Below are 12,967 nucleotides of genomic sequence, written 5' to 3'. Positions count from 1 at the left end.
TTCCCCGGATTCCCTGACAGCCGTTCCCTAGGCAATCCAGCATGGCAAGTCCCAACAAAGAAACCGCTCCCTCCAAGCTGACTGCGCTGCGCGACGCCGCGCGCGCGCCCCGGACCCGACGCATCGGCGTCGGCGTGCTGATCTTCCTGGTGCTGTTCGGACTGCTCGGGTTCTTTGCGGCGCCGCCGCTGATCCGCCATATCGCCGAACAGCAGTTGAGCAAGGAGCTCGACCGCCCGGCCACGATCCGGCGCATTGCGCTGAACCCGTACACGCTGAATCTCGAAGCCGACGGCATCCATCTCGGCGAGCGCGGCGGGCAGGGCGATTTCATCGACATCGGCAAGCTCGTCGTGCGGCCGTCGTGGACGTCGCTGTTTCGCGGCGCGCCGATCGTCAACGAAGTGCGCATCGATTCGCCGCGCTTTCGCATCGTTCGCTACGACGCGCAGCGCTTCAACTTCACCGACCTGATCGACAAGTTCTCGACGCCGTCGAAGCCGGAAAGCAAGCCGACGCATTTCTCGGTGTCGAACATCCAGGTCAACGACGGCCGGATCGACTTCGACGACCGCCTGCTCGACGAGAAGCACGTGGTCGACAACTGGACGCTCGGCATTCCGTACATCGCGACGCTGCCGTCGAAGACCGACATCTTCGTCGAGCCGAAGCTGCGCCTGCGGTTCGACGGCAGCCCGATCGCGATCGACGGCCGCGCCAAGCCGTTCGCGCATTCGCGCGAATCCGAGATCGAGCTGAAGTTCGACAAGCTCGACGTGCCGCAGCTGATGGCGTACGTGCCGGCGAAGCTGCCGGTCAAGGTCGCGAGCGGCCTGCTCAGCAGCAATCTGAAGCTCAATTTCGTGATGAGCGGCGAGACGCCGGCGCTGCGCGTGTCCGGCACCGTCGACCTGAACGACGCGAAAGTGACGAGCGCCGCATCCGAGCCGCTGTTCGCCGCGCGCGGCGTGCACGTCGCGGCGGCCAGCCTCGAGCCGCTGCGCAACATCCTGCATTTCGACGAGATCCGCGTCGACCAGCCGGTCGTCGACCTCGCGCGCGACCGGCAGGGCGTGCTGAACGTCGAGAAGCTCGCCGCGCATCCTGCGGCGGCGGCGAAGGCCGCATCCGCACCGAAGGCCGCGTCGGGCGCGCCGGCGGCATCGGGCGTGGCCGTGCCTGAAGCGGCGGCCGACACGCCGCCGCTCGACCTGACGATCCGCCATGTCGCGATCGACGGCGGCACGATCAACCTCGACGATCGCGTGCCGACGACGCCGACCGCGCTGTCGCTCACGCGCCTCGCCGCGACGCTCGACGGCTTCACGCTGCAGGGCAAGACGCCGGCGAAATACACGTTGTCGACCTCGCTGTCGCGCGGCGGCGACGTGAAGGCCGAAGGCGCGTTCAGTCTCGCGGCGAAGCAGGCCGACGCGAAGGTCGCGGTCGATGCGCTCGCGCTGCCCGCGTTGCAGCCGTATCTCGGCGAGGCGACGCGTGCGCGGGTGCTCGACGGCACGCTCGGCGCGACGGTCAACGCGAAAGCCGACTGGGCGAAGACGCCGCTCGACGCGCAGGTGGCCGACAGCGAAGTGAGCCTGAAGTCGCTGAAGATCGCCACGCCGAACGCGAAGGCGCCGGCGATCGTGCTGCCCGACGCGCGCGCGAAGATCGCGAAGATCGATGTCGCCGCGCGCAACGCGCAGATCGCGAGCGTCGACGCGAGCGGGCTCGCGCTCGACGTGACGCGCCTGAAGGACGGCAAGATCGACCTCGCGGCGCTCGCGAGCCCCGCGCAGGCCGCCGTGCCCGCGCGCACGGTCGCGCGCAAGGCGCAAGCCGCCGCGCCGTCGTGGCACTACCAGATCGACGCGCTGAACCTGAAGGATGCGGCGGCCAACTACACCGACCTGTCGACGCCGCGCCCGGTGAAACTCGCGATCAAGCCGCTGCAGCTGTCGGTGCAGAAGATCAGCGACGACCTGTCGAAGCCGCTGCCCGTGACGCTGCAGGCGACGCTGAACCGAAAGGGCACGCTGAACCTGTCCGGCGACGTCACCGCGCAGCCGCTGAAGCTCGGCCTGAAGATCAACGGCAACCGCCTCGACGCGGCGGCGTTCGAGCCGTACTTCGGCAGCGTGCTGAACGCGACCGTCGCGAGCGCGCTGCTCAACGCGCAGGGCAACCTGACGTTCGCGCAGGCGAACGACGCGACGCGCGCGTCGTATCGCGGCGACGCGGCGCTCGTCGACGTGCGGATGCTCGACAAGGTGACGTCCGATCCGTTCGCGGGCTGGCGCTCGCTCGCGCTGTCGAACCTGAAGGCGACCTACGACGAGAAGGGCACCGACGTCGATGCCGCGCGCGTGACGTTCGCGAACTTCTACGGCCGCGTGCTGCTCGACGCGCAGGGGCGCCTGAACCTGAAGGACCTCGTCGCGAAGGAAAGCGGCCCCGCGCAGTCGCTCACGCGCGATGCGAGCAAGGGCGAGCCGGTGCCGCTGTCGCCGCAGGCGGCGTCGGCCGCGGCCGCGCAGCAGGCCTCGGCGCCTGCCGCGGCATCCGCGCCGGTGGTCGTGAAGGCCGCGCCGCCGCCGCAGAACCCGGTGCGGATGCACTTCGGCCAGCTGGTGCTGCAGAACGGCCGCGTGACCTACACGGACAACTTCATCAAGCCGAACTACACGGCGAACCTCGTCGCGATCAAGGGCACGGTGGGCGCGTTCGGCACGGATTCGACGACGTCCGCGCCGGTCGACGTCAATGCGAACCTCGCCGGCAACGGGCCGATCTCGATCAAGGGCACGGTCAACCCGCTGATCGACAAGCCGGCGCTCGACCTCACCGCGACCGCGCACGACATCGAGCTGACCAACCTGACGCCGTATTCGGCGAAGTACGCGGGCTATCCGATCACGAAGGGCAAGCTGAACGTCGACCTGCACTACCAGCTCGCGAACGACCAGTTGTCGGCGAACAACCACATCTTCATCGACCAGCTGACGTTCGGCGACCGCGTCGAGAACGATACGGCGACCCGGCTGCCGGTGAAGCTCGCGATCTCGCTGCTGAAGAATTCGCGCGGCGAGATCGACGTGAACCTGCCGGTGTCGGGCTCGCTGTCGAACCCGGAGTTCAGCGTCGGCGGGCTGATCTGGCGCGCGGTGCTGAACCTGATCGCGAAGGCCGTCACGTCGCCGTTCACGCTGCTCGCGCACGCGTTCGGCAGCGGCGGCGAGGAGCTCGGCTACGTCGAGTTCGCGCCGGGCTCGTACGACCTGAACGATGCGCAGCAGAAGAAGCTCGACACGGTCGTGAAGATGCTGAACGAGAAGTCGTCGATCCGCCTCGACCTGATCGGCCGCGTCGATCCGGACAAGGACACGCCGGGGCTGCGCGATGCGTACGTCGAGCGCCTGGTGCGGCAGCAAAAGCTGAAGGATGTCGTCGGCCAGGGCGAGAGCATCGATCCGCGGACGGTGAAGATCGAGCCGGCCGAATACCACACGTACCTGACGCGCGCGTACAAGGCCGCCGACTTCAAGAAGCCGCGCAACGTGATCGGCCTGCAGAAGACGCTGCCGGACGCCGACATGAAGCAGGCGCTCGCCGAGCACGCGCCGGTGGACGAAGGCGGCCTGCGCACGCTCGCGCAGAACCGCGCGCAGGCGGTGCGTCAGTACCTCGAAGGGAAGATCGATGCGAGCCGGATGTTCATCGTGGCGCCGAAGCTCGATGCGAAGGGCATCGAAGACAAGGGCGCGACGACGCGCGTCGACTTCGGTCTCAAGTAATCCCGCCGCGTGCCGCTGCCTGCCCGTCCGGGCGCGGCAGCGGCGGCGCGTTCAGCGCACGGCCTCGGGCAGGTCGCGCTTATCCAGTTCCCGCCTCGCCGCCAGCGGCAGGCGCGGATCGTCCCATTGTGTCAGCCACTGCACCTCCTTCGCCGTGAACACCTGTCCGTGGTTGCGCAGCGCGTACTGCAACGCGTCGACGACGTGGTGACGAATGATCTCGGGGGTGCGTGCGTCGTCCAGCACGAACCGGAGGGCTTCCAGGGTCGACATTCTCGTGCTCCGGGTCAGGGAAAACCCTTTATCACACGCCAATAGTCGGGTGCCAAGCGGACAAAATTCCGACGAATCGCCGCGCCTGCGCGTGACCGGCGCCCGCCCGCACGCACGCGCCACGGGCGGGACAGCGCATTGCGACCGCCTTGTGTCATTTGCGATTGGTTACGTTTGATAGAAAACAGAAAGCCCCGCTTCATGGGACCGCCGCATGGCTCGGCGATAGTGACGCGCCTGCATGCAGGCCCAGCGGTTCAACGTCAATCGATGAGGTGGGGTGATGATTTCGTTCTTCGGTAAGCAGCGGAACATGGCAAGGGTGGTGGCGGGCGCGCTGGCGCTCGCGAGCGCGGGTGCATATGCGCAGCAAGGCGAAGGCAGCCAGGGGGATCAAGGGAACCACGGCGAGCACGGCCGGCGCGTCGTGAAGCATGTGCTGCTGCTCAGCGTCGACGGCCTGCACGAGCAGGATCTCGCGCGCTGCATCGGCGCGAACACGTGCCCGAACGTGGCGGCGCTCGCGCAAAGCGGCGTGACGTACACGAATGCGCACACGCCGGGCCTGTCGGATTCGTTTCCGGGCCTCGCGGCGCTCGTGACGGGCGGCTCGCCGAAGACGGCCGGCCTGTTCTACGACGTGTCGTACGACCGCAACCTGTACGCGCCGGCCGACACGACCTGTTCGGGCAAGCAGGGATGGAACGTCGTGTTCGACGAAACGACGGGCATCGACGCGATGAACGGCGGCCCGCTCGTGCACCTCGACGGCGGCGGCGCGTTCAATCCGCAGGCGATCCCGAACGCGCGCGTCGGCGGCCGGTGCGTGCCCGTCTATCCGCACGACTACGTGAAGACGAACACCGTGTTCGAGGCCGTGAAGGCGGCGCTGCCGAACGCGCGCACCGCATGGGCCGACAAGCACGCATGGGGCTACGATTGGCTGAACGGCCCGTCGGGCAAGGGCGTCGACGATCTCGCGCGCACCGAGATCAACTCGATCGATCCGGCGACGAAGACGGACTACACCGACGTCTATTCGCACACCGCGCAGTTCGACAACCTGCACGTGCAGGCGCTGATCAACCAGATCGACGGCCTGGACTCGACCGGCAAGACGGCCGCGCCGGTGCCGACGCTGTTCGGCGCGAACTTCCAGACCCTGAGCGTCGCGCAGAAGGCGCTGGTGACGAAGGGCGGCGGCTATCTCGACGCGAACTTCACGCCGAACGGGCAAGTCGCGAACGCGATCACGTATATTGACCACTCGATCGGCCGGATCGTCGCCGAGCTGAAGCAGCGCAACCTCTACAGCTCGACGGCCGTGATCGTGACGGCGAAGCACGGCCAGTCGCCGACCGATCACACGAAGCTCGTGAAGAACGGCGACACGCTGACGGCGCTGCTCGAACAGAACAACTACCTCGACCAGAACGGCAACTTCGGCCAGAACAACACGGCGTCGGGCAACCTGAACGACGGCACGGGCCTCGCCGGCACCGGCTTCGTGCAGACCGACGACGTCGGCCTGATCTGGCTGCGCGACCGAGGCCAGCGCACGGCCGCGGTCGAGACGCTGAAGGCGAACCTCGGCTGCAACGCGCCGGGGATCTGCGCGGACGGCCCGCAGGCGGCCATCCTGTACGGCGCCGCGCTCGCCGAGCGGTTCGGCGATCCGGCCAACGGCCGCACGCCGGACATCATCGTGCAGCCGAACCCGGGCGTGATCTATACGTCGAGCAAGAAGAAGGACGAGGAGCACGGCGGCAACGCGCCGGACGACAACCACCTCGGCCTGCTCGTGTCGTATCCGGGGCTGCATCGCGCGCGTGCGGTCGACGACTATGTCGGCACGAAACAGGTCGCGCCGACGATCCTCGGGCTGCTCGGTGTCGAACCGGAGCGGCTGCATGCGGTGGTCGTCGAGCATACGCGGGTGCTGCCGGGGTTGGGTATCGGGCGCTGACGGGGGAATGCGGAGATGCGCGGCGCCGGGTGGTCGACGGCGCCGCGTTTGTGCATGCACGGCATGCCGGCCTATCGCACATCCGCATCTTCCTATTTCAGAGGAAATTTATATAATTCATGCACGATAAGTCGCATGAATTGTATAGATTTCTACTGAAATGAACGAAGCGTGCACGATCCAGCTCCATGCCGGCGGCGCCTGGCATGACGTCGGCATCGTCAGCCTGCTCGGTCAATCCGACGAAGGCCGGCGCTGTCACACCTACACGGGATATGACGTCGAATGGGCCGTCGAACACGGGCCTGCCCGGGATGCGCACGCGATGACCTGCCGCTTTCCCGTCAGCCTCGAGCTGCTGAAACAGCCTCATTGGCCGGTATTCCTGATCGACCTGTTGCCGCAGGGGTTCGGGCGTCTCGAATTGCTTCGTCGTCTCGGGTTGCCGGAAACCGCAGAAGAACGAGCCGACTGGCCGTTGCTGCTCGCGGGCGCCGGCAACTCGATCGGCAACCTTCGCGTGAAGGAAGCCGTGCAATGGCTGGACGAGAGACGCGGGCCGCTGCAAGGCTTCACGGACGACGAGATTGCCGCGCGCGGCGATGCGTTTACCGAGTATCTCGCCGCGCACGGGCTTTTCGTCGCCGGTTCGTCCGGCGTGCAAGGCGAATGGCCGAAGCTGCTGCTTACCCGTGCCGACGATGGCCTGCTGTATCTGGATCACACGCTGCCGGACGAGCGGGCGGTCACGCATTACATCGTCAAGTTCGCGCGCGGCACGAATGAACGTCTCGCGCAAATTTTGCGGCACGAGGCCCCTTACATGGCCATTGCGCAATATCTTGGCCTGCGCGTGCACGCGCCACTGACGCTACGCGGCCGTGCGCTGTTCATTCCGCGTTTCGACCGTGTGCGCGATGCCGCCGGGGTGATTCGACTGGGGCAGGAGAGCATTGCGTCGCTGACCGGCAAGGCCGGCTTCGGCGTCGTGCCGACCCATGACGAGGTGTGCCGGCATCTCGTTCGCCAGTGCACGGATCCGCAGGCCGAAGTCAGTGAATACCTGTGTCGCGACGTCGCGAACCTGGCGCTGGGCAACAAGGACAACCATGCGCGGAACACGGCTTTGCAGCGGGATTTCGACGGCCGCGTCGCGCTGACGCCGCTTTACGACTTTGCGCCGATGTATCTGCATCCGGACGGTATCGCGCGGCGGATTCGCTGGCAGGACAACGATGGCGGCAGCCCGGACTGGGCAAAGGTGCTCGAGGCGGTTGTGGCGTCCAGTGAGCCGCAGGCTGGGGACACGCATTGCGTGCTCGATCGCGGCGTTCTGGCCGCGCGGTTGCGCGAGATGGCGCCCCGTTTGCGAGGCATTGCCGAACGTGGCACCGAATTCGGCCTGGAGCCGGACGTGCATGCGCACCTTCGGCCGGGGCTCGCGCGGCTCGCCGACGCATTGGCCGAACTGCACTGACTCAACGGATCAAGCCATGGACAAGCGCTACAACACGCTGTCGCTGCCTGATCAACTGGCGCTGCGCCGGCAGGCGGTCGAGGACGTGCTTGCGCATCCGGAGTGGACGCTGCGCGACGCAGTGCGCCATCTCAAGCGCACGATGCGACTGACCAGCACGGAGATGGCGAAGCTGGCCGGCGTGTCGACCAAGACGATCCAGGACATCGAGCAGGGGCGCAGCGAAGGCACCGTGCAGACGATGAATCGCATCCTCGGCGTGCTCGGGTTGAAGCTCGGCGTGGTGAGGCAGGTACAGTAGCGTGCATGCGGGGCACGCGAGCGCGGCACCAACGACAAAGCGCCCGGCAGCCATCGCCGCCGGGCGCCTTCCTGTCGGATGTTCAGGTCATTTGACCGCGAACAGCGTCAGGTTCATGAAGATCTTGAACACATAGCCGAGCGTGACTGCCCCGGCGACGCCGCCTGCCCACAGCAGGACGAACCACATCCAGCCGCGCAGCCGCTGGCGCGGCGCGGGCTGTTGCCCGGTGTCAGTGGTGGTAGTAATGCTGGTCTTCATGGCGCACCTTGCCTCGGAATACCCAGTAACCCATCGTCGTGTAGGCGATGATGATCGGCAGGATAACCGCTGCGCCGACCAGTGTGAAGGTCTGGCTGGAACGCGGCGCGGCCGCTTCCCAGATCGTCATGCTCTGCGGAATCGCGTACGGGAACAGGCTGACGAGCAGGCCGACGTAGCCGAGCAGCACGAGCGCCAGCGCGAGCACGAACGGCGTCATGTCATGCCGGTTGCGCACCGCGCGGTGCATCCACACCGCACAGGCCGCGACCATGAACGGCACCGGCAGCAGGCGCCAGAACAGCCCCGAATCGAACCAGCGCTCGGCGATGGCCGCATCCTGCAGCGGGGTCCACAGGCTGACGATCGCGATGAAGCCGAGCAGCACGACGGTCAGCGGCCACACGACGCGATGCAGGCGGCGCTGCAGGTCGCCTTCGGTCTTCGCGACGAGCCAGCAGCAGCCGAGCAGCGCGTAGGTGACGACCAGGCCGAGCCCCGTGAGCAGGCTGAACGGCGTGAGCCAGCCGAACGCGTCGCCCGCGAACACGCCGTCCTTCACCGGAATGCCCTGCAGGAACGCGCCGAGCGCGATCCCCTGGAACAGCGTCGCGCCGGCCGAGCCGCCGATGAACGCGAGATCCCACAGCTGCTTGGTGCGGCGCGCCTTCGCGCGGATCTCGAACGACACGCCGCGGAAGATCAGGCAGACCAGCATGAAGATCAGCGGCAGGTACAGCGCGGACAGCACGGTCGAGTAGACGACCGGGAACACCGCGAACAGGCCCGCGCCGCCGAGCACGAGCCACGTTTCGTTGCCGTCCCACACGGGGGCGACGGTGTTCATCATCAGGTCGCGTTCCTTCTCGTCCGGGAAGAACGGGAAGACGATGCCGATGCCGAGGTCGAAACCATCGAGCACGACGTACATGAAGAGCCCCAATGCGATGATCGCGGCCCAGATTACGGTGACGTCCATGAATATCCTCGTATGCGTAGGGGGTGGGCCGTTCAGACGGTCTCGATCAGCTCGTCGACGGCCGACATCGGGCGGCGCGCGGTGTGGTCGGGGCGCGTGTCGGGCGTGTCGTCATGCTTGACGTCGGGCAGCGCGGGGCCGGCCTTCATCAGCTTGAGCATGTAGTAGACGCCGGTGCCGAACACGAGGAAGTACACGACCACGAACGTCATCATCGAGATGCTGACCTGCTGCGCGGTGAGCGGCGACACCGCGTGCGCGGTGCGCATCACGCCGTACACGACCCACGGCTGGCGGCCCGCTTCGGTCGTCACCCAGCCGGCGAGCAGCGACACGAAGCCGGTCGGGCCCATCACGAGCGCGAAGCGCTGGAACCATTTCGATTCATACAGGCGGCCGCGGCGGCGCAGCAGCCACGCGAGCGCGGCGAGGCCGATCATCGCGATGCCGAGGCCGACCATGATCCGGAAGCTCCAGAACACGACCGTCGAGTTCGGCCGGTCTTCCGGCGGGAATTCCTTCAGGCCGCGGATCTCGCCGTCCCAGCTGTGCGTGAGGATCAGGCTGCCGAGGTGCGGCACCTTCACCGCGTAGCGGGTCGTCTCCGCTTCCATGTCCGGGATGCCGAACAGGTTCAGCGGCGTGCCGCCCTTCTCGGTTTCCCACAGCCCTTCGATCGCGGCGATCTTCGCCGGCTGGTGCTTCAGCGTGTTGATGCCGTGCTGGTCGCCGATCAGCGCCTGCACCGGCGCGAGCACCAGCAGCAGCCACAGCGCCATCGAGAACATCTTCTTCACGCCCTTGTCGCGGCGGCCCTTCAGCAGGTGCCATGCGCCGGTCGCGGCGACCACCAGCGCGGCCACGATGAACGCGGCGATCGCCATGTGCAGCAGGCGGTACGGGAACGACGGGTTGAAGACGATCGCGAACCAGTCGGTCGGCACGATGCGGCCGTCGACGATCTCGAAGCCCTGCGGCGTCTGCATCCAGCTGTTCGACGCGAGGATCCAGAAGGTCGAGATCAGCGTGCCGATCGCGACCATCAGCGTCGCGCCGAAGTGCGCACGCGGGCTCACGCGGTTCCAGCCGAACAGCATGATGCCGAGGAAGCCGGCTTCGAGGAAGAAGGCGGTCATGACCTCGTACATCAGCAGCGGCCCGGTGACCGAGCCGGCGAAGCTCGAGAAGCCGGACCAGTTGGTGCCGAACTGATAGCTCATCACCACGCCGGAGACGACGCCCATCCCGAACGCGACGGCGAAGATCTTCGACCAGAAGAGGCAGAGGGTTTTGTAGTACTGCTTGCCCGTCTTGAGCCAGCGGTATTCGAGCACGGCGATGAAGCTCGCGAGGCCGATGCTGAGCGCCGGGAAGACGATGTGAAAGGAGACGGTGAACGCGAATTGCAGGCGGGCCAGATCGAGGGCCGAAAATGCGGTATCCATACCAGTTGACCGAAGCTGTCGATACCCGCCGGCGGGGCTGCCGGCGGACCCTGGCCGATGACGGTGGCAGGGTTGGCTGGAGTATGGAACGCGATGTTGCGGCGCGAAATGCGCCAACTCGTCGCAGATGTCCAGCCCCCGCGCGGCGCTGTCGCGTTAAATCGTTGATTCGTATCAAGATCGCGAAATGCGCCGTGGCGCGCGGGGCGCGGCGGGCCGCCGCACCTGCGTCAATATGGCGCGTCGCATCATCGGGAACGGCCGGCGGGCCGCGCGATCGTCCCGGCCGGCCGTCCATTTCCGCACATTCGTCCGTCACGCATGCGCGCGCCGCCGGGGCCGGCGTGCGCGCGGTGAATTGCGTACACTCTGGGTCTTGCTTTGGCGGGGCCCGTGCCGGCCCGCGTTTACTCAGGGAACAGCGATGATCGATCTACGCAGCGATACCGTTACACGTCCGAGCCCCGCAATGCTTGCCGCCATGACTGCCGCCGAAGTCGGCGACGACGTGTGGGGCGACGACCCGACCGTGCTGCGCCTGCAGGCGGCAGTCGCCGAGCGCGCCGGCAAGGAGGCCGGCCTGTTCTTTCCGAGCGGTACGCAGAGCAACCTGGCTGCGCTGATGGCGCATTGCGAGCGCGGCGACGAATACATCGTCGGCCAGCTCGCGCACACCTACAAGTACGAAGGCGGCGGCGCGGCGGTGCTCGGCAGCATCCAGCCGCAGCCGATCGAGAACGCGCTCGACGGCTCGCTGCCGATCGACAAGATCGTCGCGGCGATCAAGCCGATCGACAACCATTTCGCGCGCACGCGCCTGCTTGCGCTGGAGAACACGATCGGCGGCCGCGTGCTGCCGACGGGCTACGCGGAGGAGGCCGTCGCGGTCGCGCGCGGCCGCGGGCTCGCCACGCATCTCGACGGCGCGCGCGTGTGCAATGCGGCGGTCGCGTCGCGCCGCACGATCGCGGACGTGTGTGCGCCGTTCGACACGGTGTCGATCTGCTTCTCGAAAGGGCTCGGCGCGCCGGTCGGTTCGGTGCTGGTCGGCAGCCGGCCGCTGCTCGAGCGCGCGCACCGCTGGCGCAAGGTGCTCGGCGGCGGGATGCGGCAGGCGGGGATTCTCGCCGCCGCGTGCCTGTATGCGCTCGAGCACAACGTCGAACGGCTCGCGGACGATCACGCGAACGCCGCGCATCTGGCCGAAGGGCTGGCACGCATCGACGAGGTGAAGGTGCTGTCGCATGCGACGAACATGGTGTTCGCGCAATTCCCGGAAGCTGACTGCGTGTCGCTCGAGGCGTGGTTGAAGGAACGCGGGATCCTCACGCAGATGCTCTATGCATCGCGTTTCGTCACGCACTGCGATGTGTCGCGCGCCGACATCGATACGTTCGTCAGCGCGGTCGGCGGGTATTTCGCGCAGCGCCGCGCGTAGCGGGAGCACCACGGAGAACAACGCGGGAACACTGCGGGAACACTGCGGGAACGCGGCGGGAACGCGGCGGGAACGCGGCGGGAACGCGGCGCGCGCAAGCGCAAAGCGGCGGCTTCAGCGCGCAAGCGGCGCGAGCAGCCGCCGCGCCGCCTCGACGACGCGCGCGGACAGCGACGCCATCGCCGGCGACTGCACCGTCCACGCGTGCCAGTACAGCGTGACGTCGGTCGGGTGCGCGGGCGCGAGATCGACGAGGCCCTGCGCGTCGAGCGGCGCGTCGCCGAGCAGCGGCGCCGGCACCATCGCGTAGCCGAGCCCGTGCTGCACGGCGGCAAAATGCGCGTGCGTGCCGGGCACGTAGTGGCACGGGTATGCGCCGACGGGCAACCCGAATTTCTCTTCCAGGAACGACGACTGCAGCGTGTCGCGCCGCGAATAGGCGACGACCGGCGCACGGCGCGCGCTGGCGCGGCTGAGCCCGCGCGGGAACCAGCGCGCGGCGAACGCCGACGCGGCCAGCAGCCGGTAGCGCATCATGCCGAGCGGCGTCGCGACGCAGCCGCGCATCGGCTTCGGTTCGGTCGTCACGCAGCCCACCGCCATCCCGCTTTCGAGCAGCGCGAACGTGTGATCCTGGTCTTCGACGATCAGTTCGAACAGGATGCGTTCGCCGGCGAGCACCGACGTCAGCGCGGGCAGGAACCAGGTGCCGAGGCTGTCGGAATTGAGCGCGATCGTGACGGAGATCGGCGATTCGCGCTCGACCGCGAGCGCGCTCTGCAGGTCGGCCTGCAGCAGCGCGACGCGGCGCAGGTGCTGCAGCACGCGCTGCCCCGCAACGGTCGGCCGGCACGGCCGCGTGCGCAGCACGAGCGGCGTGCCGAGGCTCGCTTCCAGCGCGCGCACGCGCTGGGTGACGGCGGACGCGGTCACATGCAGGCGCACCGCGGCCTGCTCGAAGCTGCCGGTGTCGGCGACGGCCAGCAGCGCGGCGGCCTGCTTCGGATCGATCGTCATCGACATGTCGGCCGGG

10 protein-coding genes are annotated in these 12,967 nt (G+C 67.6%); 5 read left to right on the top strand and 5 right to left on the bottom strand.

Annotated elements, in window-relative coordinates; translation table 11 throughout:
• The first annotated feature begins 41 nt into the window (after nt 1–41).
• Nucleotides 42–3,794, top strand: a complete 3,753-nt coding sequence (locus HWY45_RS07675; protein ID WP_059879377.1) for a DUF748 domain-containing protein — start codon at nt 42–44, stop codon at nt 3,792–3,794.
• Nucleotides 3,795–3,845: 51 nt separating this feature from the next.
• Here the strand turns inward: HWY45_RS07675 and HWY45_RS07670 are convergent, their stop codons facing one another.
• Nucleotides 3,846–4,067 (bottom strand): hypothetical protein, encoded by a 222-nt coding sequence (locus tag HWY45_RS07670; RefSeq protein WP_059565132.1) that lies wholly within the window; start codon nt 4,065–4,067, stop codon nt 3,846–3,848.
• Between the two features lie 283 nt (nt 4,068–4,350).
• On the opposite strand from HWY45_RS07670, the gene HWY45_RS07665 reads away from it, so the two are divergent.
• The 3 genes from HWY45_RS07665 to HWY45_RS07655 all read left to right on the top strand — a co-directional run bounded on the left by HWY45_RS07665 (nt 4,351) and on the right by HWY45_RS07655 (nt 7,811).
• On the top strand, nt 4,351–6,033 hold the full coding sequence (locus tag HWY45_RS07665; RefSeq protein WP_059879380.1) for an alkaline phosphatase family protein: 1,683 nt from the start codon (nt 4,351–4,353) through the stop codon (nt 6,031–6,033).
• Nucleotides 6,034–6,193: 160 nt separating this feature from the next.
• Nucleotides 6,194–7,510 (top strand): type II toxin-antitoxin system HipA family toxin, encoded by a 1,317-nt coding sequence (locus HWY45_RS07660; protein ID WP_059879383.1) that lies wholly within the window; start codon nt 6,194–6,196, stop codon nt 7,508–7,510.
• A gap of 16 nt (nt 7,511–7,526) precedes the next feature.
• Nucleotides 7,527–7,811, top strand: a complete 285-nt coding sequence (locus tag HWY45_RS07655; protein ID WP_059565134.1) for a helix-turn-helix domain-containing protein — start codon at nt 7,527–7,529, stop codon at nt 7,809–7,811.
• An 87-nt stretch (nt 7,812–7,898) separates the two neighbouring features.
• On the opposite strand, the gene HWY45_RS07650 is transcribed toward HWY45_RS07655, so the two are convergent.
• The 3 genes from HWY45_RS07650 to HWY45_RS07640 are packed head-to-tail and all read right to left on the bottom strand — an operon-like array spanning nt 7,899 to nt 10,496.
• Entirely contained in the window at nt 7,899–8,072 is a 174-nt protein-coding gene (locus tag HWY45_RS07650; protein ID WP_170304066.1) for a hypothetical protein, read from the bottom strand.
• Entirely contained in the window at nt 8,044–9,051 is a 1,008-nt protein-coding gene (gene cydB, locus HWY45_RS07645) for a cytochrome d ubiquinol oxidase subunit II (RefSeq protein ID WP_059879387.1), read from the bottom strand. The genes HWY45_RS07650 and cydB overlap by 29 nt, the downstream gene beginning before the upstream one ends.
• Before the next feature lie 32 nt (nt 9,052–9,083).
• Complete coding sequence (locus HWY45_RS07640; protein ID WP_059879390.1) at nt 9,084–10,496, bottom strand: cytochrome ubiquinol oxidase subunit I; 1,413 nt, start codon at nt 10,494–10,496, stop codon at nt 9,084–9,086.
• A 424-nt stretch (nt 10,497–10,920) separates the two neighbouring features.
• Here HWY45_RS07640 and ltaE point away from each other — a divergent pair, with 424 nt between their 5' ends.
• Nucleotides 10,921–11,934, top strand: a complete 1,014-nt coding sequence (ltaE, locus tag HWY45_RS07635) for a low-specificity L-threonine aldolase (protein WP_059879394.1) — start codon at nt 10,921–10,923, stop codon at nt 11,932–11,934.
• A 114-nt stretch (nt 11,935–12,048) separates the two neighbouring features.
• Here ltaE and HWY45_RS07630 read toward each other — a convergent pair whose 3' ends face one another.
• Nucleotides 12,049–12,957 (bottom strand): HTH-type transcriptional regulator ArgP, encoded by a 909-nt coding sequence (locus HWY45_RS07630; protein ID WP_059801276.1) that lies wholly within the window; start codon nt 12,955–12,957, stop codon nt 12,049–12,051.
• Nucleotides 12,958–12,967 lie beyond the last annotated feature (10 nt).

The organism is Burkholderia stagnalis (genome assembly GCF_902830275.1).
Lineage (GTDB): Bacteria > Pseudomonadota > Gammaproteobacteria > Burkholderiales > Burkholderiaceae > Burkholderia > Burkholderia stagnalis.
The sequence above is the reverse complement of the archived record's forward strand: the minus strand, read 5'-3'. Positions and strand labels throughout refer to the sequence as shown.